This window comes from Streptomyces sp. NPDC050549 (genome assembly GCF_040655035.1).
Lineage (GTDB): Bacteria > Actinomycetota > Actinomycetes > Streptomycetales > Streptomycetaceae > Streptomyces.
The window spans coordinates 42,921-64,863 of record NZ_JBFAJD010000043.1; the positions used below are offsets into that span (position 1 = coordinate 42,921).

Consider the following 21,943-nt stretch of genomic DNA (forward strand, 5'->3'; position numbering starts at 1 on the left):
ATTCATTCTGTGTCCATCCTGTACCCCACGGGTAGTGACGTTCCGCTGTCACTCTTGAGCTTTATGTGATCGCTCGACGCGAGGAGTACGCATGCACCTGCGCGCAGTTGCCGCCTCGACCACCGCGCTCCTGGGGGCCGCCGCCCTCCTGCTCCCCTCCCCCCGGGCCAGTGCCGGCGACGCCACCCAGTGGCCCACCGTGGTCGCCCATCGCGGCGCGTCCGCCTACGCCCCCGAGAACACCCTGGCCTCCATCGACAAGGCGGCCCGGCTCGGTTTCCAGTGGGTGGAGAACGACGTCCAGCGCACCAGGGACGGCGAACTCGTCGTCATCCACGACGACAGCCTGAAGCGCACGACCGACGTCGCGAAGGTGTTCCCCGACCGGGCCCCCTGGAAGGTGAAGGACTTCACCGCCGCCGAGATCGCCCGCCTCGACGCGGGCAGCTGGTTCGGTGCCGCGTTCACCGGTACGCGCGTGCCCACGCTCACGCAGTACATGCGCGAGGTGGAGCACAACCACCAGAGCCTGCTCCTGGAGATCAAGAACCCGGAACTGTACCCCGGCATCGAGCAGCAGACCCTCAAGATCCTGGGCAACGAAGGGTGGCTGGACCAGTCCCACGTCGACAGCCGGCTGATCGTGCAGAGCTTCAGCGCGGACAGCATCCGGATCGTGCACGACCTCAGTCCCGGCATCAGGACAGGCTTCCTCGGCACACCTTCCGTGTCCGCCCTGCACGAGTACGCCGCCTTCACCGACCTGATCAATCCGTCGTACGGCTCGATCTCCACGAGCTACGTCTCCGCCGTGCACGGGTTGACGGGCCCGCACGGCACTCCGATGGAGGTGTACGCCTGGACCGTCGACGACGCACCCACGGCATGGAAGGTCGCCGGGTACGGCGTGGACGGAATCATCACCAACAGGCCGGACGTGGTGCGGTCCGCGCTGAACGGGTTCTGAGACCGCTCGCGGGGCGTTGTCAGTGCCGGGTCGTACGGTGGGCGCATGGACAGCCATGGGCAGAACGAGCAGCGGGTCGTGTGGACCGTCGTCGGCACCGACATCGGTCCGCTGCTGCTGGCCGCGACACAGGACGGCCTGGTCAACGTCGTCTTCCACGCCTCGGACGCGGTACGCGGGAAGACACTCGACCGGCTGGCGTCCCGGCTGGGCACCGAACCGGTCGAGGCGCCCGACTCCCCCTTGCTGGCCGAGGCGATACGTCAGTTCGAGGCCTACTTCGCCGGAACGCGGCGCGACTTCGACCTGCCGCTCGACTGGTCCCTGATCTCCGGCTTCAACCGGCAGGTGCTGCGCGAGCTCGCGTCCGGCGTCCCGTACGGCTCGGTCGTCGGCTACGGCGATCTCGCCGGGCGGGTCGGTCAGCCGCGCGCGGCCCAGGCGGTGGGGGTGGCGATGGGTTCCAATCCGCTGCCGGTCGTCGTGCCCTGCCATCGGGTCGTCGAGAGCGACGGCGGAATCGGCGGGTTCGGGGGCGGCCTGGAGACGAAGAGGAAGCTGCTGGCACTGGAGGGAGTGCTGCCCGAGCCGTTGTTCTGAGCTCGGGCAGGAGCCTACGGGGGGAGAGACCGTGCTGGGGAAGACCGGTTGCACCTGCGCGTGCGGCCACAGCGGTACCGGGTGCGCGCTGTGACCGCCCTGGAAGAGCGGGCCGTCACGGCCGAACGGCTACCCGCCCTGCGACGTCGGACCTCCGGCGTGCTGATCACGACCCAGATCCTGGGCGGGCTCGGTGTCGCCACCGGGATCGCCCTGGCCGCCGTACTGGCCAAGCAGATCAGCGGGACCGAGTCGCTGTCCGGACTGGCGCCCACGGCGACCGTCACGGGCACCGCGCTGCTGTCGATGCCACTCGCGGCGCTGATGACGGCGCGCGGCCGACGTCCCGGCCTGGTCCTCGGCTATCTGGTCGGGGCGCTCGGAGCCGGTGTCGTGGTGCTCGCGGCGAGCATCGGGAACTTTCCGCTGCTGTTGTGCGGCATGGCCTGCTTCGGGGCGGCCTCGTCGGCGAACCTGCAGTCCAGATTCGCAGCCGCAGATCTGGCCGAGCCTGAGCAGCGGGCCCGGGCCATCTCGCGTGTCGTCTGGGCGACGACCATAGGGGCGGTCCTCGGACCCAACATCGCCGCGCCCGCGGGACGTAGCGTCGCCGGGCTCGGGATACCCGAGGCGGCAGGCCCCTTCCTGTGGGCGGGCGGAATCTTCCTGGTCGCCGCGGTCGTGGTCGCCGTACTGCTGCGGCCCGACCCGTTGCTGACGGCCCGGGCGCTCGCGCCGGAGGAGGACCGGTCGCCGGCCGCGCGGTCGCTGCGGGCGGGGTTCGCCGCGGTGGCCGCCTCGCCGCGGGCGCGGCTCGCGCTGGTGACGGTGGCCGTGGTGCACACGGCGATGGTGTCGGTGATGGCGATGACTCCGGTCGAGCTGGGCCATCACGGGGCGAGTATCGATCTGGTCGGGCTGGTGATCAGCGGACACATCGCGGGGATGTACGCGTTCTCGCCGCTGATGGGCAGGCTGTCCGACCGGGTGGGGCGGCTGTCCGGGATAGGGCTCGCGGTGGGGCTGCTGGCCTGTGCCGCGTTCCTCGCCGGTACGGCGGGCGGGAGTCATGGGCGGATCGCGCTGGGGCTGTTCGTGCTGGGACTGGGCTGGTCGGCGGGGCTCGTCTCCGGTTCGGCGCTGCTCACCGACTCGGTACCGCAGCCCGCGCGTGCCGCCGCGCAGGGCCTGTCCGACCTCACCATGAACACCTCGGCGGGCATCGGCGGGGCGGTGGCCGGCCTGGTGGTCGCCGAGGCGAGCTACGGCTGGCTGAACCTCGCCGCCGCCTGCCTGCTGATACCCCTGGCCGCGCTGGCGCTGTTCACCCGCTCCCGGAAAACTCCGGCTTCCGATGGCCCGCGGAGGGTGGCCGGGAGGCCGAGCCGTTAGCAGACTCCGCCATGCGCGCGCACAGCCACTGGCATCCGGGGGATCGGAGCCGAAGGGACGGCGATCACGCATGAGTGGAAGCGGAAACAGGGCAGTCGCGTATCTCAAGCCGGGAGCGGTGGAAGTCAGGACCATCGACCACCCGACGCTCGAACTCCAGGACGGGCCGGGAGTCGCCCCCGCCAACGTCGGCCGCAAGGTCCGGCACGGGGTGATCCTGAAGGTGCTCGCCAGCAACATCTGTGGCAGCGACCAGCACATGGTGCGTGGTCGGACGACCGCGCCCGAGGGGCTGGTCCTCGGACACGAGATCACCGGAGAGGTCGTCGAACGGGGTCCGGACGTCGAGTTCATCGACGTGGGCGACATCGTCTCCGTACCGTTCAACATCGCCTGCGGGCGGTGCCGCAACTGCAAGGAACGCAAGACCGGCATCTGCCTGAACGTCAACCCGGCCCGGCCGGGGGCGGCCTACGGCTATGTCGACATGGGCGGCTGGGCCGGCGGTCAGGCCGAGTACGCCATGGTCCCGTACGCGGACTTCAACCTGCTGAAGTTCCCGGACCGGGACGAGGCACGCGAGAAGCTGCTCGATCTGACCATGCTCTCGGACATCTTCCCGACCGGTTTCCACGGCGCGGTCACCGCGGGCGCCGGGGTCGGGTCCACGGTGTACGTCGCCGGAGCGGGTCCGGTCGGCCTGGCGGCGGCAGCGTCGGCACAACTGCTGGGCGCCGCGGTCGTCATCGTCGGCGACCTCAACGCCGAACGCCTGGCCCAGGCAAGGAGTTTCGGCTGCGAGACCGTCGACGTCTCGCGCGGCGACATCGGGGAGCAGATCGCGGAGATCGTCGGCGAGCCCGAGGTGGACGCGGCGGTCGACGCGGTCGGCTTCGAGGCACGGGCGCACGGCCCGAACGCCCCGGAGGCGCCTGCGACCGTCCTCAACTCGCTGATGGGCGTCACGCGCGCGGGCGGTGCCCTGGGCATCCCCGGGCTGTATGTCACCGATGACCCCGGCGGGGTCGACGAGGACGCGAAGAGCGGCACCCTGAAGGTGCGGCTCGGTCTCGGCTGGGCCAAGAGCCACCGGTTCACGACCGGTCAGTGCCCGGTGATGACGTACCACCGGAGTCTGATGATGGCGATCCTGCACGGGCGCGTGCATATCGCGAAGGCGGTCAACGCCACCCCGATCGCACTGGAGGACGCACCGCGCGGCTACGCCGAGTTCGACCAGGGCGCCAGCCGCAAGTACGTGCTCGACCCGCACGGGACGCTGACGGGCATCAGCCCGGTCTGACGCTCGGGAACGCGGGGGCCACGCACGCGTGGCCCCCGTTTTCCATGTCGGACGGTGATGATGTCTCCCACAGCCCGCGAGGGTTTGACCGGGGGCCGAGCCCGCCAGGGATGAGGGAAGACCGAACGACAGGAGGCGCGTGGTGCTGGTGGTGTCCGAGGAAGTACGCGAGGCGATCGACGCGCGTCGACCCGTGGTGGCCCTGGAGTCGACGATCATCGCGCACGGGCTGCCGCGCCCGCGCAATCTGCAGGTGGCGCTGGAGTTGGAGGCGGCGGTACGCCAGGAGGGCGCCGTCCCCGCGACGATCGCCGTGCTCGACGGACGGCCCCATGTCGGCCTGGACAAGGAGCAGTTGGAGCGGGTCGCCAACGAGGACGGGATCCGCAAACTCGGCCACCGTGATCTGCCGCTCGCGGTGACGGCGGGGGCCAGCGGGGCGACCACGGTGTCGGCGACGGCACTGCTGGCGGCGCGGGCGGGTGTCCGGGTGTTCGCGACCGGGGGCCTGGGCGGGGTGCACCGGGAGTGGACGGTGACGCAGGACGAGTCCGCCGACCTGGGACTGCTGGCGTCCACCCGGATCACGGTGGTGTGCGCGGGCGTGAAGTCGATCCTGGACGTGCCGGCGACCTTGCAGCGCCTGGAGACGCTGGGCGTGGCGGTCGCCGGGTACGGCACGGACCGCTTCCCCGGCTTCTACCTCTCCGACTCCGGGTACCCGGTGGAGTGGACGCTGGAGACCCCGCAGCAGGTGGCGGCCGTGATGCGGGCGCAGGACGCGCTCGATGCCCCGGAGTCGACCCTGATCATCGCCAACCCGGTGCCCGAGGAAGAGCAGTTGGATCCCGCGCTGCACGCGCGCGTGCTCGCCGACGCGCTGCACGCGTGCGAGGCGGAGGGCATCACCGGGCAGGCGGTCACGCCGTTCCTGCTCGGCTACCTCGTGGAGCACACTGACGGTGCCTCGCTGAGCGCCAACCTGGCGGCCGTGCGCGGCAACGTAAGGCTGGCGGGGCGGATCGCGGCGGCCTGGGCCGAGGAGGCGTGACGACCGGGCCGACCGGCGCGCTCCTGGTCGTCGGGGACGTGGTCACGGACATCGTGGCCCGGCATCGGGGGCCGCTCGCCCCGGGCACCGACACGGCCGCCGTGATCCGGACCGTACCGGGCGGCGCCGGCGCCAACGTGGCGTGCTGGGCGGCCCATTGGGGCTGTGCGGACGTACGGCTGCTCGGCCGCGTGGGCGCGGACGCGGCGGCGTGGCACGAGCGGGAGCTGGTCGCCTCCGGGGTACGGCCCCGTCTCGTCGTCGATCCGGAGGCGGCGACCGGCACGGTGATCTGTCTGGTCGACACGGGGGCCTCGGCCGAGCGGACGTTCCTGACCGACAGTGGCGCGGCGCTACGGCTCGGCCCCGAGGACTGGTCGGACTCGCTGCTGGACGGCGTCGTACAGCTGCATCTGTCGGGCTATCTGCTGTTCTCCGGGCCGAGCCGGGCGTTCGTGGCCACGGCGGTGGAGTCGGCACGCGCGCGTGGGGTGCCGGTGAGTCTGGATCCGGCGTCGGCGGGGTTCCTGGTGGAACTCGGTGTGGATCGCTTCCTGGCGCTCGTCGAGGGGGTGGACGTGCTGCTGCCCAGCCGGGACGAGGCGTGTCTGCTCACGGGGTTGCCCGATCCGGCGGACGCGGCGGCCAAGTTGAGCCGGCATGTTCCCCTGGTGGTCACCAAACAGGGCGCCGAGGGAGCCCTGTTGGCCCACTCCGGCACGGTCCACGCACACGTACCGGCCGAGCCCGCCACGCCCCGGGACACCACGGGCGCCGGCGACGCGTTCACGGGCGCGTTCCTCGCGACCCTGCTGACGGGCGCAGATCCCGAGAAAGCGGCGCGGGAGGGGTGCCGGGCGGGGGCACAGGCGGTGGAACGGGTGGGAGGGCGACCGCCTGGGCGGGAGTGACGAGCAACCCCGCCCCCGCGCCCACCCGGCACCAACTCCCGCTCCCCGCCTACCCCTTCCGCCCCCAGGCCGAGATCATCGGTGCCGTCGCCAGATCCATCGTGCCGGAGGCGACGTTGGCCAGATGGCGGTCGATGTCCTCGTCCGTGGCGAGGCCCGCGGTGACGAGCTGGTCGCGGATCTGGCGGACCGTGGCTGATTCCAGGGCGGCGGACGCCGGTGAGGTGACCGGGAAGTAGGCGTCGGCCTCCACCCGGCGCAGGCCGGCCTCGCGGAGCAGGCGCGGGAGTTTGCGGCCGTAGGAGAGGTCGGCGCCGCGGTCGGCGAGGAGGGCGCGGAAGCCGTTGCGGAGACGGTTCGCGAGTTGCTGCTCGGGGCCGTGTTCGTCGGGGCAGAGCAGGGGCTGGAGGGCGGGGTCGGCGTCCTCGATCAGGAGGCGTCCGCCGGGGCGCAGGGACTTGATCATCGAGCGCAACGCCCTTTCCCGGTCCGGGACATGGACGAGGACCAGTCGGGCGTGCACGAGGTCGAAGCCCTCCCCCGGCGGCTCCTCGGCGCCCACGTCGTGGACGCGCACCTCGATCGGCGGGCGGGCCACCGAGGAGACCTGGGAGGTGTCGATGTCGGTCGCGAGGACCTTCCCGGTCGGTCCGACCTTCTTGGCCAGCCAGGACACCACCGAGGTACCTCCGACGCCGACCTCCCAGACCCGCCAGCCGGGTCCGACGCCGAATCCCTCCAGGTGCCGGAACGTCGTGGGGTCGAAGAGCGTGGCGAAGGCGTCGAAGCGCTGCCCCGCCTCGGACTGCCGGTTGTCGAGGAGATACCCGTCGGATCGCGTCATGCCGCGATCATCCCAGTTGCTCCGCTTCTCGGGAGGGGGCGACGCTCCGGTTCGGAACGCCTTGCCACGGCCGTGCGCCCGCTCTCGCACGGCTTCGTCCGCAGCGGGAACGAGGCGCACACACGGCTTCGTCCACAGGCGGGAACAAAGCGGAGGAATCCGTTCCCACAGGCTTACCCGTCGCTCACGCCGGCCTGGCAAACTGGCACGCCAGGCGCAGAAATGCGATGCGAGGGGATCCACGCAAGGAGATCCGGATGTCCATGGCAGGGAATCTTCGGAAGGTCACGGGCCTCGGCAGGGTCGGCGGCCTCCGCAAGGTGGCGCGGCTGGCGCGGCGGCGCCCGCGGGTCGACCTGAGCCACCACGCCCGGTCACCTCTGGGCTCCTCGGTGGTGAAGTGCGTCACGTATCAGGACGGCGTCCGGGTCCCGGTCGGCGGCGATCTGGTGGACGCCGTCGAGCGGGTGCGCAAGAAGGACGACGGGTTCGTCTGGCTGGGTCTGCACGAGCCCACGAACGAGGAGTTCGCGGGCATCGCCGAACTCTTCGACCTGCACCCGCTGGCGGTCGAGGACGCGGTCGAGGCGCATCAGCGCCCGAAGGTGGAGCGCTACGGCGAGACGCTGTTCGCGGTGTTCAAGACGGTCTGCTACGTAGAGCACGAGAAGCTGACGGCGACGAGCGAGGTCGTGGACACCGGCGAGATCATGGTGTTCGTCGGCGCCGAGTTCGTCATCACCGTGCGGCACGGACGGCACGGCTCACTGGGGCCGCTGCGGGAGGAACTGGAGTCGAACCCCCGGCAGCTCGCGAAGGGGCCGGCCGCGGTGCTGCACGCGATCGCGGACCACGTGGTCGACGACTATCTGAGCGTCACGGACTCGGTGCAGGCGGACATCGACCAGGTGGAGACGGACGTGTTCGCTGAGAACGGCGCACGGGCGGACCCGGGCCGTATCTACCAACTCAAGCGTGAACTGCTGGAGTTGAAGCGGGCAGTGGTCCCCCTCAGCGGCCCGCTGGAGGCGTTGTCCACTCGGCCGATGCGGGTGGTCGGACCGGAGATACAGGCCTACTTCCGCGATGTCTCCGACCACCTGCTGCGGGCGAAGGAGCAGATCGCGTCCTTCGACGAACTGCTCAACTCGATTCTGCAGGCGCACCTCGCCCAGGTGACGGTCGCGCAGAACGAGGACATGCGGAAGATCACGGCCTGGGCCGCGGTGATCGCCGTGCCGACGATGGTGTGCGGTGTGTACGGCATGAACTTCGACCACATGCCGGAGCTGCACTGGCGGTTCGGCTATCCCCTGGTCCTCGGCGTGATAACCCTGGCCTGTCTGGCGCTGTACAGGGGCTTCCGGCGCAACGGCTGGCTCTGAGAGGCAGCCGTTGAACCGGAACCGTCCGGCGGTTCAGCGCATGCCGCTCCGGGCGTAGACGCTCTCGACCCACCCTGCGAGTTGTTCCTCCGTCAGGTGCTGGGCGAGGTCGGCCTCGCTGATCATGCCGACGAGGCGTTTGTTCTCGATGACGGGAAGCCGGCGGATCTGGTGCCCCTGCATCTCCTGGAGCACCTCGCCGACATCGGCGCCGGCGTCGATCCAGCGGGGCGTGCCCTGGGCCATCTCGCCCGCGGTGATCTTCGCCGGATCGTGGCCCACGGCCACACAGCCGACGACGATGTCCCGGTCGGTGAGGATGCCGCAGAGCCGTTCGTTCTCGTCGCTGATGGGCAGGGCTCCGACGCCCAGTTCACGCATCAGCTGGGCGGCGCGGTCCAGGGTTTCATGGGCGGGGATCCACTGGGCGCCCCGGTGCATGATGTCTCCGGCGGTGGTCATGAAGTACCTCCCGGTGCCGGACGGCCGGCGCGGCACAGAACGTTCCGCTAGTCCCGGCGCCCTACATTCTCGCCGCGCGGCGGGGCGAACGCACCCGGACGGTCGGGACTTCCGGTGCGCCGGCGGGAAGTCCGGGACGGCGCTCAGACCTGGAAGCCCACGATCTTCCGCGGCACGACGCGGACGATCACCCGCACCTGGTCGTCCCGTTCGCCGGGCGGGTCGATGCCGAGGTACTTGTGCGAGAGCTCGTGCGGGAGCCGCTTGTCCGGGTCGGGGAGGACCTCGGCGGTACCGCGGATCTCGACCGAGGCATAGGGGTTGGCGAGGTCGAACACCGACAGGCTGACGCGGGGATCGTGCCGGAGGTTGCGCACCTTCTGACGGTCCTGGAGGGAGGAGAAGACGACGGTGTCACCCTCGCGCTTGATCCAGACCACTGAGGTCTGCGGAGCGCCGTCGGGGCGGAGAGTGGCGACGCTGGCGAAGTTCTTGCCATCGAGCAGGGCGCGGACGGACTCGTCGAAGATCGGCATACCGACACCCTAACTAAATGCACGCGCATATAACAAGCCCTTGGGTCGAGTCGCTCAACTCTTGGGCAACCCGCCCCACGCCGGGTGCCGTGGATCGTCGGCACGCACCAGGACGTCCACCGCGCCCGCCGGATCGGCCTCGTCCTCGTAACGCTCGAAGGCGGGAAGGGTCCAGTGCTCGGCCTCGGGGGTACGGCGGCGCAGGGCGCCCGGTGAGAGGAGGACATGGAGGGTCAGGTCGAAGGGGAACCAGTGCCGCAGGAGGAAGGGACCGTGCAGCAACAGAAGGGCGCCGGGCTGGAGTTGGACGTAGGGGCTGCGGGTGGCGCGGTCGGCGGTCGGGTCCCACAGGTCGGGCAGGACACGGCCGTCGCCGTCCGGTTCGAGCGGGCCGAAGACCTCGCGCCACAGGGCCCGGGTGTCGAACCAGCCGTCGTAGTAGGCGTCGGCGTCCTGGTGCCCGTACTCCAGGCGAAGCGAGGCAGGGCGCAGAAAGCCCTCCGTGCCGACGACGAGCGAGGAACGGCCGCGGAGGCGCAGCGCCTCCGCGACCCGCTCGGCGAGGTCGCCCGGGCGGGCCGCCGGGGCACCGTCGAAGGCAATGCGCGGCCAGGGGCCGCCGTCGGCCGGCTTCAGTTCGAGCAGGCGCTCGGCGAGGAGGTCGCCGAGCCGGTCCCAGGTGATCGCTTCCAGTCGCACAGGGCCCATGATGCGTCAGGCCTCGGCCCGGAGGTGTCGCGCGGTGGCTTCGGCGGGCGGGCACCGGACGCGGGTGTCGGTGTTGTTCCGTGCGAGGCGCACGGGCGGCGGACGTAGAAGAAACAGGAGGGAGAAGAAACAGGAGGGAGAAGAACAGGAGAGAGAAGAACAGGAGAGAGGTGGCCGGTGGCAGGGAATGGATCTCGTATGGCATCGCTCTCGACTCCCCCGACCCGCAACGGACTTGTGGTCGTCGGCGGACTTGTGGTCGTCCAGCCGCTCAGGAGACGGCACTGTGCGGGGTGTCGTCGAGGGCCGTTGACGCTGCTGGTCGTCGAGGGCGGGGTGTCGCGGTGTCTCGACTGTGCCGACCTCGGGCATCTGGTGTTCCTGCCGCGCGGCGACACGGCGCTGACGCGCAGGGCTCGGGAGGAGAGCGCGCTGTCGGCGGTGGTCGTGCGGTTCAACCGGCGCCACAGCCGGTACGAGCGGCAGGGCGTCCTCGTCGAGGAGGCTGGGCTCGCCCGGGCCGAGGAGCGGTGCCTGGCGGACGCGGAGGCACGGCGGCGGCGCCGGGTGCGGGACGCGGGGCGGCGGGCCGTGGAGGACGTGCGGTTCACGGAGGCGTTCGCGGCGGAGATACGACAGCTGTTCCCGGGCTGTCCGGAGGAGCGGGCCCGGACGATCGCCGCGCACGCCTCGCTGCGGGGCAGCGGGCGGGTGGGGCGGAGCGCGGCGGGACGGGCGTTGTCCGAGGGCGCGGTGGTCTCGGCGGTGGCGGCGTCCGTACGGCATGTGGACACGCCGTACGACCAGTTGCTGATGAGCGGGGTGCCGAGACACGAGGCACGACGGCGGATCGCGACGGGGGTGGAGCAGGTGCTGCGGGACTGGCGGGCTGCCCCGGGATGACGTCCACCGGTGTCGGCCGGTGCCCACCAGTGTCGCCTGATGTCGGCCCGTGCAGGCCGGTGTTGGCGGGTGTAGGCCCGGTATCGGCGGGCGGGCGGTGTTCGGCGTCCTGGACGCGCGCGAATGGTCCGGCGATTCTCGGCCATGGTTGCGCGGACGGGGATGGGTTCGACTTGTCGTGATGGTTGGTGGTGGGCAGGATCTCGGCTCTACGGGCGGGAGTTGGTGTCGGCATGATCGGTGAACCGTATTTCGCTCTGACGGTTCTGGGGGTGCTCGCGACCGGGGTGATGGCGGGCGTGTTCTGTGCCTTCTCCGTGCTGGTCGTGCGGGGGCTGGCCGAGTTGCCGCCCGCGCAGGGTGTCGCCGCGATGAACGCGATCAACAGGACGGCGATGACTCCGGCGTTCATGCTGCTGTTCGCCGGTTCGGCTCTGGTGTGCGCGGTGATCGCGGTGGTGACGTTCGTGCTGTGGCCGGACCGGGGGACCGTGGAGTTGCTGCTGGGCAGCGCGCTGTATCTGTTCGGGTCGTTCGGGCTGACCCTCGTCGCGAACGTGCCCCGCAACGACGCCCTGCTGAAGCTGGACCCGGGCACCCCGGAGGCCGCCGCGTACTGGCCGTCGTACGTACGCGAGTGGACGATGTGGAATCACGTCCGCGCGGTGACCTCGGCCGCCGCCGCGCTGGTCTACATTCTGGCTCTCGCCTGAGCGAAGCCCCAAGATCAACTGGGCGCGGGCTGAGAAACAACGGGGAAGGGCGGCACAAGCCTGCGGAAACCCCCTTGAGAAAGCGGTCTCGCCCACTCTGCGCGCTCGGCCGGGGGGCCTTATCGTGGCTGAAAGAGTGCCGCTCGATGACGCACGGCCTGTCGCATGCGGACGCGAGGAAGACCGCCATGGCCGATCCCAAGGGTTTTATGACCACTCCCCGCGAGGAGTGGCCCCGCAGGCCCGTCGACGAGCGGGTGCGGGACTGGGACGAGGTGTATGTCCCGGGCGCGCTGCTGCCGATCGTGAGCAGACAGGCCGACCGGTGCATGGACTGCGGTGTCCCGTTCTGCCACGACGCCTGTCCGCTCGGCAACCTGATCCCCGAGTGGAACGATCTGGTCAGCCGGGAGGATTGGCGGGCGGCGGCCGACCGGCTGCACGCCACCAACAACTTCCCCGAATTCACCGGGCGGTTGTGTCCGGCGCCGTGCGAGGCCGGGTGTGTGCTCGCCATCAACCAGCCCGCGGTCACCATCAAGAACGTCGAGGTGGCCATCGCCGACCGCGCGTGGGCCGATGGTTTCACGCCACCCCGGCCGCCGGACCGGTTGTCCGGGCGGACCGTCGCGGTGGTCGGCTCCGGGCCCACCGGCCTCGCCGCGGCACAGCAGTTGACGCGCGCCGGGCACACGGTCGCCGTGTACGAGCGGGACGACCGGCTGGGCGGACTGATGCGGTACGGCATCCCCGAGTTCAAGATGGAGAAGCGGCATCTCGAACGACGGCTGGAGCAGATGCGGGCCGAGGGCACGAAGTTCCGTACGTCCACGATGGTCGGGCGGGATGTCGGAGCGACCGAGCTGCGGGCGCGCTACGACGCGGTGGTGATCGCCACGGGAGCGACGGCGTGGCGTGAACTAGCCGTGCCTGGGCGGGAGTTGACCGGCATCCACCAGGCGATGGAGTATCTGCCGCTGGCCAACCGGGTGTGCGAGGGAGACCTGGCCGAGTCCCCGATGTCCGCCGCCGGGAAACATGTCGTCATCGTCGGCGGCGGCGACACAGGGGCCGACTGTCTCGGCACGGCGGTGCGTGAAGGGGCCGCGTCCGTCACGCAGTTGGACATCTACGCCCAGCCGGACGCCGAGCGCGACGAGGACGCGGAGCCCTGGCCGACGTATCCGAAGATCTATCGGCTGTCGGCCGCGCACGAGGAGGCGCGGGATCTGGAGACGGCGCCCGCGGCGGACGCGGACGCTCGGCTGTTCGCGGCGTCCACGCTCCGCTTCGAGGGTGACGCGGACGGGCGGGTGCGGTCCCTGCATCTGGTCGAAGTGGACGCGGAGCGGCGCCCGTTGGACGGTTCCGGCCGCAGTCTGCCCGCCGATCTCGTGCTGCTCGCGCTCGGGTTCTCCGGGCCCGACCGGGCGGACGGGCTCATCGATCAGCTGCGGCTGGCGATGGCACCGCGCGGCACGATCACCCGGGACGCGGACTTCGCGACGAGCGCGCGGGGCGTGTTCGTAGCGGGGGACGCGGCGCGGGGCCAGTCGCTGATCGTGTGGGCGATCGCGGAGGGGCGGGCGGTGGCGGCGGCCGTCGACCGTTATCTGACGGGCAGTTCGCAGCTGCCGGCGCCGATCGGGCCGTACGACCGGCCGATGACGGTGTGACGGACCGCCTCAGCGTCGCTGGTCCGTGCCCGCCACCTTCGCCGTCGACAGGGCCACCCGGTTCCAGGTGTTGATCGTGAGGATCAGGGACAGGACGTGGGCCAGTTCCTCCTCGTCGAACTGGGCGGCCGCCTGCGCGTAGACGTCGTCCGGGACGCCGCCGTCGGCCACCAGGGTCACCGACTCCGTGAGGGCGAGGGCCGCCTGCTCGCGCTCGGTGAAGAAGTGCCGGGCCTCGCGCCAGACGGCGACCATGTGCAGCCGGTCCTCGCTCTCGCCGGCCTTGCGGGCGTCGTTCGTGTGCATGTGGAGGCAGTAGGCGCAGTGGTTGAGGTGCGAGGCACGGATCTGGATGAGCTCGACCAGGGCCGGGGCGAGACCCTCGCGGGCGGCGGCGTCGAGGCCGATGAGGGCGCGGAAGACCTTCGGGGCGGAGCGCGCGAGGTCGAGGCGGGTCGTCATGGTGCCGGCAGGAGCGTTCGCGTTCGTCGTCATGCGACAAATCTACGAGCCGGAAAGACCCATTGTAGGGTGCATTTTTATGGCGGAATCGTGGGTCAATTCGGCGGAGCGGATCGGGGCCGATCTGCATCTGGAGCTGTCGGGCGGTGGTGGCCGGCGGGCCGCCCTCATCGACGCGCTGCGGGAGGCCGTGCGCGGCGGGCGGCTCGCCCCCGGCACCCGGCTGCCGCCGTACCGCTCGCTCGCCGCCGATCTCGGAGTCGCCCGCAACACGGTCGCGGACGCGTACGCGGAACTCGTCGCGGAGGGCTGGCTGACCGCGCGCCAGGGGTCGGGCACCCGGGTCGCCGACAGAACCCGGCCGCTACGGGCGCAGCCGACGCGGCACGCCGGGAACGGCCCGGTTACGGCACCCCCACGCGCGCGTGCGCCCCGGCACGACCTGCGGCAGGGCACGCCCGACGCGTCGGCGTTCCCGCGCGCGGCCTGGCTCGCGTCCTACCGGCGGGCGCTCCAGCAGGCGCCCGACGAGGTGTTCGGGCCCGGCGACCCGGCCGGCCGGGTCGAGTTGCGGGAGGCGCTCACCGAATACCTGGCACGCGCGCGTGGCGTACGCACCGCACCCGACCGGATCGTCGTCTGCTCCGGCTTCGCGCACGGGCTGCGGCTGCTGTTCGGCCGGGGCGGCGGCGGGGTGCTGCGCGGACCGCTGGCCGTGGAGGCGTACGGACTCGGCTTCCACCGGGAGCTGCTGCGCGCGGCCGGTGTACGGACCGTGCCGCTGCCGGTCGACGAACACGGCGCGCGCGTCGACGAGTTGGCGAACGAGCGGGCCGTACTGCTCACGCCCGCGCACCAGTTCCCCACCGGCGGACCTCTGCACGCCGAGCGCCGGGCCGCCGTGATCGACTGGGCACGCGCGCGTGGCGGGGTGGTCCTGGAGGACGACTACGACGGCGAGTTCCGCTACGACCGCAAGCCCGTCGGCGCCGTCCAGGGCCTCGACCCGGAGCGGGTGATCCTCCTGGGCTCGGTCAGCAAGAGCCTGTCCCCCGCGCTGCGCCTGGGGTGGATGGTCCTGCCGGAGCGGTACGTCGAGGGCGTACGCGCGGCCAAGGGCGAACGCGAGGCCTGGGCGAGCGTCCCCGACCAGCTGAGCCTGGCCGACTTCATCACATCGGGGTCCTACGACCGTCATGTGCGCCGGATGCGGCAGCGCTACCGGAGCCGCCGTGACCGCCTGGTCGCGGCGCTCGCCGCGCGGGCCCCGCACATCGAGGTCACCGGGGTCGCCGCGGGCCTGCACGCAGTGCTGCGGCTGCCGCCCGGCACGGAACGCTCCGCGCTGAAGGCCGCAGTGTGGCAGGGCGTCGCGCTGGACGGGCTGGCCGCGTTCCGGCATCCGGAGGCGGCGACCACCGTGCCGGGGGCAGCGGTTCAGGACGGTCTCGTCGTGGGGTACGCGACGCCCTCGGAGGCCAGGTTCGGGGCTGCGCTGGAGGCGCTGTGCGAGGTGCTCCCGCCCGGCGCGACGGATTTCCCGTCCACCGGATGAGTCCGCGGATACCGCGGAGACCGCGAGTGCTGCCCACCGCCGTGGACGTACGGCGTGAACGTCTCCCGCCCCGGCCCGAGCCGCGTCCCGCCCGCCGCTTCCGCCGATCGCGGGCGCCTTCACCCTGGCCTTGACCGGGCTCGACCGGCCTTGACCGGGATCGCCCGACGAAGCCGCCCGCCCGCCCTCTGTGACCGGTGACGCCCGCCCACGTCGGCGGCTAGGCGCGCACATGCAGGCCGAACCCCTTGCGGCCGGGGACCTCCAGGCCCTCCTTCAAGCGCAGTGACGGGATCTCGTAGTCGCCGAAGTTCTGGCGCCGGAACGCGATCGGCTCGGTCGTCTCCAGCGACAGCAGCCGCTCCCGCCAGGCCTTCGCGGCGTCCTCGAAGTCGCTGTCGGTGATCTTGTCGGTGCCGTACAGCACGAACGGTGGCAGCACTTCCACGCCCGGGTAGTACAGGATCCCGTGGTGGATCGGGAACAGGAGGTCCTCGATCGGACCGTTGATCCCGCGGTCCGTGTAGTGGGACTGAGGGCCGCCGACGGTCACCGACAGGATCGCCCGGCGCCCCTGCAGCGTCCCCTCACCGAAACGCTCGCCGTACCGCGTCTCGTCGTGCACTCCGACTCCGTACGCGAAGTGGAAGGAGAACACCCGGTCCACCCAGCCTTTCAGGATTGCCGGCATGGTGTACCACCACATGGGGAACTGGAAAACCACCGTGTCGGCCCACAGGAGCTTCCGCTGTTCGGCCGCCACGTCGGGCGTGAGCGCGCCGGCGTCGTACGCCCCGGCCGAACTCGGCACCACCCGCAGCGGGTTCGTGGCGTGCTCGCCGAAGTCCGCCGCGTCCACCACGGCCTTCCAGTTCATCGCGTACAGATCGCTCACCCGCACCTCGTGCCCGGCGGCCTCGAGAGTGGACACGGCGAGGTCCTTCAGCGAGCCGTTCAGCGAACGCGGCTCGGGGTGGGCGTAGACGATGAGCGTCTTCATGGCTGATCCCTTCGGCAAGGTGTGTCGCCACAGATGCTCGGCCGCCCGGGGCCGCGTGGTACAGGGGCGCCCCTTCCGCCGGACGGGACTTCCTGGTATTGGCAAGACCACCTTCAAGTGTCTTGGCCGAGGCCACACTTGGGGATACTTGGGGACATGGACGATCTTGCGGGCTTCCTGCGGACCCGGCGTTCCCGGGTCGACCCGGCGGCCGTCGGCATCCCCGCGGACAGTCGTCGCCGGGTCGAGGGGCTGCGCCGCGAGGAGGTCGCGCACCTGTCCGGTGTGAGCGTGGACTACTACGTACGCCTGGAGCAGGGCCGCGCGACCCAGCCCTCCGGGCAGATCCTCGACGCGCTCGCCCGCGTTCTCGGCCTCGACGAGACCGAGCGCGGGCACCTGTACCGGCTGGCCCGGCAGCGCCGCCGGCGGGCGAAGGCTCCGGGCGGGCGGGTCCGGCCGGAGCTGCTGCGTGTCCTGGGCCTGGTCGCCGACGCACCCGCGCTGGTCATGGACCACCACCTGGACGTGCTCGCCGGGAACCGCCTCGCCGGGCTCCTCTTCGGCCGGCCGCTGCCGGGCCTGAACACCGCGAGGCACATCTTCCTGGAGGAGGCCGGGCGCGGCCTCTACGCGGAGTGGGAGAAATGCACCCTCGACGTGGTCGGGCATCTGCGTCTGGCCGCCGGCAAATACCCCGAGGACCCCCGACTGGCCTCGCTCATCGGTGAGTTGGCGATGGGCAGCGAGCGCTTCCGCCGCCTCTGGGCCCGCGCGGACGTGCGCGCCCGCACCCATGGACGCAAGGCGTACCGGCATCCGCTGGTCGGACTGCTGGAACTGCATCAGGAGAACTTCGCGCTGCCGGGCGAATCAGGTATGGAGCTGCTGGTGCTGTCCGCGGCCCCCGGCAGCCCCGCCGAGGACGGGCTGCGCCTGCTCGGGAGCCTGGGCGCGGACAGCGATGGGGCGCATCCCATCCCAACAGAATCGACGGATTCAATCAGAACCAATGGTGGCTGATACCGAAATAATCAGGTTCGACAAGGAAAAAGCATTCAGCACAGCTGGGTCACAGGCCGGGTCAGGACAGCAGGAAATCCGCCTCGCCCGCTTTCGCCCCCTTGATGAAGGCCGTCATCTCGTCGGTGGTGTAGATAAGTGCCGGCCCGTCCGGGTCGGTGGACTGACGGACGGCGATCCGGCCGTCGGCGAGTTTCATCGCCTCCAGGCAGTTGCCGCCGTTGCCGCCGCTCCACGGCTTGTGCCAGCCTTCGCTTCCCAAGTCCCGCGCGGGCATACCGTTGTAGACGCTCATACGCGGCTTGATGCGATCCATTCACAGCTCCTTGCGGAGATCCTTGAGGATCTCCTTCGTGCGATGTGCCGTAGCGGCCTGCGCCGCCATGCGGTCCATGACCTCGAGGTGGGTCGCCACCTCTTCGCGCGCGTCCAGATAGACGGCGCCGGTCAGGTACTCGCTGTAGACCATGTCCGGCAGTTCCGGCATGGCAAATCGGAACAGCACGAAGGGCCCGTACGTGCCCGGGTGCGGCCCCGAGGAGAACGGGGCGACCTGCAGGGTCACGTTGGGCAGCTTCGTGGCGTCGAGCAGTTTGTCGATCTGGGCACGCATCACCTCCGGGCCGCCGACCGGGCGGCGCAGGACGGTCTCGTCCATGACGGCCCAGAAGCGGGGCGCGTCCGGACGCGTCAGCAGGTCCTGGCGCTGCATGCGCAGCGCGACATGGCGCTCGATCTCGTCGGGCTCGGTCTGGCCGATGGCACCGGACAGCAGCACACCGCGCGCGTACTCCTCGGTCTGCAGCAGCCCTGGCACGAAGTGCGGTTCGTACGACCTGATGAGCGCGGCGGCACCCTCCAGGCTGACGTGCATCGAGAACCAGCCGGGCAGGATGTCGTGGAAACGCTGCCACCAGCCCGGCTTGTTGGCCTCCTCGGCCAGCTGGACGAAGGCCACGGCCTCCTCGTCGGAGACGCCGTAGGACCTCAGGAGGAGCTGGAGGTACGGGATCTTGAGGGAGACCTCGGCCATCTCCATACGGCGGACGGTGGCGGGCGCGACGCGCAGGACCTTGGCGGCCTCCTCGCGCTTGAGCCCGGCGCGTTCCCGCAGGTCCAGCAGGCGCCGGCCGAGGACGACCTGGCCGACCGTCGGTGCGGACCGCGGCTCGCTCACGCTCCACCTCCCCCCAATGAGTCCCGTTGAGTCCCGTACGGCGAATGAGCCCGGCGGTTGAATCCTGACAGCCCTGCGGCGCCATTCGAAGACTCATTCGAAGATCGGGACAGACCTCCGGAGATTCCAACTGGCGCCGCGCGACGTTCTGTTGCGAGCAGTGTGCCACGACCGTGCAGAGCGTCATACGGCACTCTGCATTTTTCATAGTGACACTTGCCAAGTGTTCACGGCGGGGCGATAGTGGCAAGCGTGATTCCGTCCGCGCCCTTAGGAACAGACGCCACCGCAGGCCGCCTCGGTCTCGGTGCCGCCCCGGGAGCCGCCCCAGGTGGGGCCGCTGCCGAGCGCCGGTTCCGGTTCGAGCTGGCCGCCCATCCGGGTTCCCCTGCCCAGGCGAGACGCCTGACGCGGGCCCGGCTGTCCGGCTGGTCCGTGTGCGAGGACACCTGCGACACGGCGGTTCTGGTCGTCTCCGAGCTGGTCACCAACGCCATCGTGCACACCGCGAGCAGGCACATAGTCTGCGAGCTGCACGACGGCGGCGACCTGGTGCGGATAGCCGTCCGTGACGAGGGCTGTGCTCCTGGCGAGCCGCATCCGTCCCCGCAGCGGCCCGATGAGGAGCACGGGAGGGGATTGTTTCTCATCGACGCGCTGTGCCGGGCCTGGGGCGCTCAGGAACACGGACCCGGCCTGCTCGTCTGGGCCGACCTGCCCCGGCAGGCCGACCCGACCCACGGCCACCACCCGGCCCCCGGCCACGGCAGTTCCGTACCGCGCAACGACCTGGGGTGGGGCGCACGACCCAAACCGGTGCCGTCTGGCGGTACGGGCGACGAGGACGAGGCGACGGCACACTTCGGGGCCTTCGAGAATCTGGGCGTATTTCCGGGACGGGGGCATGGGGATGCCCCCCGCGGGCATGGGGGTGCCGGCGACTTCGGAGACCTGGATCTCGGCGGCTTCGGGAGCCGGGAACACGGAAACGGGGTGGGTCCCGGCAGCGGGACCGGCTCCGTACACCGGAGCCGGGAGGTCGCCGGACACTTCGGGGAGCCGGGCCGGGAGGACACAGGAACCTCCAGAGGCCGGGGCCACCTGGACGCCGGCGACCTCCCGGACTCCGCGGACACGGCGGGTACCGGGGGTGCCGTCGGGTTCGGGGACTTCGGGTCGGGGGTCGAATGGGTCTGAGCGGCGCTTCCGGTCCCGGCCAGGTACTCAGTCTCGACACGCTGGTCCGTCTGGGGCGCGCGCTGCACGGACCGGGCATGCCCCGGCGACTGCCCGTCCCCGAGGGCATGACGGCTCCGCTCGGCTGCGACGCCGTGGCGGTCCCCGCGCGATTCGGACCGCTGGTCCTGCCCCGCCTGCCGCGCGTCGGCTGTGTCTACGCCGACGAGGCGCACTGGTGGTGGATCGTGCCGTCCGACTCCGACTACGCGCTGGACTGGCCGGCGCCGGCGCGGTACACCACCGGCGCGCTGGTGCCCGACGCGCCGCGCGCGCCCGGCCTCATTCATCGGCCTGACGGCAAGCTGCCGTACACGCCGCCGATTCCGCTGTATCTGGCTGTGTGCCGGGTTACGGGGGCTACGCCTTCCTGGTCTCGGCCCATCAGCGCGTAGCGCTCTCGGGGCGGCTGCGGATTTGGCTGCGGGTCCGGTGGGGGCTGGTCGCGCCCACGCGGCGGAGCCGCATATCGACACAGCCCCGCACCCCTTGCGGGGCGCGTACGCCCGCGCGCCCGATCTCTTCTCCGTGCGCCCTGCCCCCGACCGCCCCGCCCCGAGACAGTGGCCGTTCGTCCGCTATCGGGGGAGGTCGACGGTGGGAAGCAAGGGTGACTCGGGGCAGGCGGGGCCGTCCGCGTCGGAGCAGCTGCTCTTCGGTGGGCCCTTGCGCTACGACATGGGGTGGAACCAGCACACCGACGCGTTCCTGGAGCTGGGCTTCCGGGCCATGGTGACGCGGTTGCCGGCGATGCTGGGGTCGAGTTTCCGGCTGGCCTGGCAGGCCGATCCCCGGGCCGCGCGGATCGTGCTGGCCGCCGAGAGGGGCCGGGGTGTCACGCAGGCGGTGAGTCTGCTCGCGGTCAACAGCGTGCTGGGGCGGCTGATCACCGGCGGCGCGATCGCCGACCGGCTGCGCGGCGCTGTGCCGGCGCTGGTCACGATGGCCGCCGTGCTGCTGGTGGGCGCGCTGCTGCGGGCCGCGTCGACGTATGCGACGGGCCGGCTGGAGCCGAAGGTGGAGCGGGTCGCCACCGAGCTGTACCTGGAGCGGGCGGCGGCCGTGGAGCTGGCCGCGATCGAGGACCACGCGTTCCACAAGCTGCTGGACACCGCGCAGTACGGTGCCTCCTCGGCCCGCCGGATGATCTCGCTGGCGACGCGGGTGATGAACGCGGTGATCTCGCTGATCGCGGCGGCGGGTGTGCTGACCGTGCTGCATCCGGCGCTGCTCCCGCTGCTGGTGACGATGACGCTGCCGAGCGCGTGGGGCGCCCTGACCAACGCGCGCCGCCGCTACGAGTCGTTCCACATCTGGGTGCAGCACGCCCGCGCCGGCCATCTCATCAGCGGTCTGCTCACCGAACCGGAGGCGGCTCCGGAGATCCGCGTGCACGGGGTCGGCCCGTTCCTGCTGCGCCACTTCCACGCGATGTCGGAGAGCGCGGAGGCGGAGCAGGCCCGGCTGGCCAGGCTCGCGGCCCGTACCGGTCCGATCGCGGCGACCTGGACGGGCCTGGCGACGGCGGCGACGTACGCGACGCTGGGCGGGCTGCTGCTGTCCGGTGCGATGGCGCTGTCGGTGGCGGGCACGGCGGTGATCGCGATCCGCACCGGTTCCGGGAGCCTCGACACGCTGGTGCTTGCGGTGAACCAGTTGCACGAGGAGGCCCTGTTCGTGGGCGATCTGCAGAAGCTGTACGAGGAGGCGGCCGAGCGGGCGATTCCGGTCGGCGGGGCGGAGCTGCCCGAAGAGCCGCGGGAGATCCGCTTCGAGAACGTCACGTTCAGCTACCCGGGCGAGTCCACCCGTCCCGCGCTCGACGACGTCACGCTCAGTTGGGCGGCCGCCCCTCGTGCCGACTAATCCAATAGCCCAATAGGCGGATAGCTATCCGCCTAGCCGGACCGACCGAAGCAGCTCTCGTGCCTGACCACTCCCCTACGCCCGCCAGCTGCGTGAAATCGCCGATGCGCTCGACGCCGAGTTCCAACCAACCGACGACACCCTTACGCCGCATCCGGACACTCTCGACGTCA

General features: G+C 71.1%; 21 protein-coding genes and 2 pseudogenes. 15 read left to right on the forward strand and 8 right to left on the reverse strand.

The features are described 5' to 3' along the window. Positions 1–91 precede the first annotated feature (91 nt). From AB0I51_RS40160 to AB0I51_RS40185, 6 genes are all read left to right on the forward strand, one after another. Positions 92–967, forward strand: a complete 876-nt coding sequence (locus AB0I51_RS40160) for a glycerophosphodiester phosphodiesterase family protein (protein WP_362983333.1) — start codon at positions 92–94, stop codon at positions 965–967. Positions 968–1,012: 45 nt separating this feature from the next. After that, positions 1,013–1,567, forward strand: a complete 555-nt coding sequence (locus AB0I51_RS40165) for a methylated-DNA--[protein]-cysteine S-methyltransferase (RefSeq protein ID WP_362983334.1) — start codon at positions 1,013–1,015, stop codon at positions 1,565–1,567. A 90-nt stretch (positions 1,568–1,657) separates the two neighbouring features. Beyond that, complete coding sequence (locus tag AB0I51_RS40170; protein ID WP_362983335.1) at positions 1,658–2,959, forward strand: MFS transporter; 1,302 nt, start codon at positions 1,658–1,660, stop codon at positions 2,957–2,959. A 70-nt stretch (positions 2,960–3,029) separates the two neighbouring features. Continuing rightward, on the forward strand, positions 3,030–4,262 hold the full coding sequence (gene fdhA, locus AB0I51_RS40175) for a formaldehyde dehydrogenase, glutathione-independent (protein ID WP_362983336.1): 1,233 nt from the start codon (positions 3,030–3,032) through the stop codon (positions 4,260–4,262). A gap of 139 nt (positions 4,263–4,401) precedes the next feature. Beyond that, a complete protein-coding gene (locus tag AB0I51_RS40180; RefSeq protein WP_362983337.1) occupies positions 4,402–5,313 on the forward strand; it encodes a pseudouridine-5'-phosphate glycosidase in 912 nt (303 codons plus the stop codon). Continuing rightward, on the forward strand, positions 5,310–6,224 hold the full coding sequence (locus tag AB0I51_RS40185) for a sugar kinase (protein WP_362983338.1): 915 nt from the start codon (positions 5,310–5,312) through the stop codon (positions 6,222–6,224). Before AB0I51_RS40180 ends, AB0I51_RS40185 begins: the two co-directional genes overlap by 4 nt. Positions 6,225–6,273: 49 nt before the next feature. Here AB0I51_RS40185 and AB0I51_RS40190 read toward each other — a convergent pair whose 3' ends face one another. Further along, positions 6,274–7,068 carry a methyltransferase domain-containing protein gene (locus tag AB0I51_RS40190; RefSeq protein ID WP_362983339.1) on the reverse strand — a complete coding sequence of 265 codons (795 nt, stop codon included), beginning with the start codon at positions 7,066–7,068 and terminating at the stop codon, positions 6,274–6,276. 257 nt (positions 7,069–7,325) lie between these two features. Here AB0I51_RS40190 and AB0I51_RS40195 point away from each other — a divergent pair, with 257 nt between their 5' ends. After that, complete coding sequence (locus tag AB0I51_RS40195) at positions 7,326–8,453, forward strand: magnesium and cobalt transport protein CorA (protein WP_362983340.1); 1,128 nt, start codon at positions 7,326–7,328, stop codon at positions 8,451–8,453. 33 nt (positions 8,454–8,486) lie between these two features. On the opposite strand, the gene AB0I51_RS40200 is transcribed toward AB0I51_RS40195, so the two are convergent. The 3 genes from AB0I51_RS40200 to AB0I51_RS40210 form a co-directional block, all read right to left on the reverse strand. After that, positions 8,487–8,915 (reverse strand): CBS domain-containing protein, encoded by a 429-nt coding sequence (locus AB0I51_RS40200; RefSeq protein ID WP_362983341.1) that lies wholly within the window; start codon positions 8,913–8,915, stop codon positions 8,487–8,489. A gap of 143 nt (positions 8,916–9,058) precedes the next feature. Then, complete coding sequence (locus AB0I51_RS40205; protein WP_362983342.1) at positions 9,059–9,451, reverse strand: PPOX class F420-dependent oxidoreductase; 393 nt, start codon at positions 9,449–9,451, stop codon at positions 9,059–9,061. A gap of 54 nt (positions 9,452–9,505) precedes the next feature. After that, entirely contained in the window at positions 9,506–10,159 is a 654-nt protein-coding gene (locus AB0I51_RS40210) for a uridine kinase (RefSeq protein WP_362983343.1), read from the reverse strand. A 198-nt stretch (positions 10,160–10,357) separates the two neighbouring features. On the opposite strand from AB0I51_RS40210, the gene AB0I51_RS40215 reads away from it, so the two are divergent. The 3 genes from AB0I51_RS40215 (at position 10,358) to AB0I51_RS40225 (ending at position 13,451) form a co-directional block, all read left to right on the forward strand. Then, entirely contained in the window at positions 10,358–11,062 is a 705-nt protein-coding gene (locus tag AB0I51_RS40215; RefSeq protein WP_362983344.1) for a DUF2293 domain-containing protein, read from the forward strand. A 233-nt stretch (positions 11,063–11,295) separates the two neighbouring features. Then, positions 11,296–11,775: an anthrone oxygenase family protein gene (locus AB0I51_RS40220; protein WP_362983345.1), complete on the forward strand. Its 480-nt coding sequence runs from the start codon at positions 11,296–11,298 to the stop codon at positions 11,773–11,775. A gap of 188 nt (positions 11,776–11,963) precedes the next feature. Next, positions 11,964–13,451, forward strand: coding sequence for a glutamate synthase subunit beta (locus tag AB0I51_RS40225; RefSeq protein WP_362983346.1), 1,488 nt, complete (start codon positions 11,964–11,966; stop codon positions 13,449–13,451). 9 nt (positions 13,452–13,460) lie between these two features. Here the strand turns inward: AB0I51_RS40225 and AB0I51_RS40230 are convergent, their stop codons facing one another. Next, the gene (locus tag AB0I51_RS40230; protein ID WP_362983347.1) at positions 13,461–13,946 is read right to left on the reverse strand and encodes a carboxymuconolactone decarboxylase family protein; all 486 of its coding nucleotides are present in this window, start codon (positions 13,944–13,946) and stop codon (positions 13,461–13,463) included. A 46-nt stretch (positions 13,947–13,992) separates the two neighbouring features. Between AB0I51_RS40230 and AB0I51_RS40235 the strand changes: the two genes are divergently transcribed. Beyond that, complete coding sequence (locus AB0I51_RS40235) at positions 13,993–15,468, forward strand: PLP-dependent aminotransferase family protein (protein WP_362983348.1); 1,476 nt, start codon at positions 13,993–13,995, stop codon at positions 15,466–15,468. Positions 15,469–15,688: 220 nt separating this feature from the next. Here the strand turns inward: AB0I51_RS40235 and AB0I51_RS40240 are convergent, their stop codons facing one another. After that, a complete protein-coding gene (locus AB0I51_RS40240) occupies positions 15,689–16,468 on the reverse strand; it encodes an NAD(P)H-dependent oxidoreductase (protein WP_362983349.1) in 780 nt (259 codons plus the stop codon). A gap of 156 nt (positions 16,469–16,624) precedes the next feature. Between AB0I51_RS40240 and AB0I51_RS40245 the strand changes: the two genes are divergently transcribed. Continuing rightward, the gene (locus tag AB0I51_RS40245) at positions 16,625–17,491 is read left to right on the forward strand and encodes a helix-turn-helix transcriptional regulator (protein WP_362983350.1); all 867 of its coding nucleotides are present in this window, start codon (positions 16,625–16,627) and stop codon (positions 17,489–17,491) included. A gap of 61 nt (positions 17,492–17,552) precedes the next feature. Here the strand turns inward: AB0I51_RS40245 and AB0I51_RS40250 are convergent, their stop codons facing one another. Together AB0I51_RS40250 and AB0I51_RS40255 are read right to left on the reverse strand one after the other, a co-directional pair. Continuing rightward, positions 17,553–17,807, reverse strand: coding sequence for a DUF397 domain-containing protein (locus tag AB0I51_RS40250; RefSeq protein ID WP_362983351.1), 255 nt, complete (start codon positions 17,805–17,807; stop codon positions 17,553–17,555). Next, positions 17,808–18,668 carry a helix-turn-helix transcriptional regulator gene (locus AB0I51_RS40255; RefSeq protein WP_362983352.1) on the reverse strand — a complete coding sequence of 287 codons (861 nt, stop codon included), beginning with the start codon at positions 18,666–18,668 and terminating at the stop codon, positions 17,808–17,810. It lies immediately after the preceding gene. A 216-nt stretch (positions 18,669–18,884) separates the two neighbouring features. Between AB0I51_RS40255 and AB0I51_RS40260 the strand changes: the two are divergent. The 3 genes and pseudogenes from AB0I51_RS40260 to AB0I51_RS40270 all read left to right on the forward strand — a co-directional run. After that, positions 18,885–19,520, forward strand: a pseudogene (locus AB0I51_RS40260) (ATP-binding protein); the annotation flags it as partial. A gap of 335 nt (positions 19,521–19,855) precedes the next feature. Continuing rightward, positions 19,856–20,299, forward strand: a complete 444-nt coding sequence (locus AB0I51_RS40265) for a hypothetical protein (protein WP_362983353.1) — start codon at positions 19,856–19,858, stop codon at positions 20,297–20,299. 283 nt (positions 20,300–20,582) lie between these two features. Then, positions 20,583–21,743: pseudogene (locus AB0I51_RS40270) on the forward strand (ABC transporter ATP-binding protein); the annotation flags it as partial. Positions 21,744–21,943: the final 200 nt, after the last annotated feature.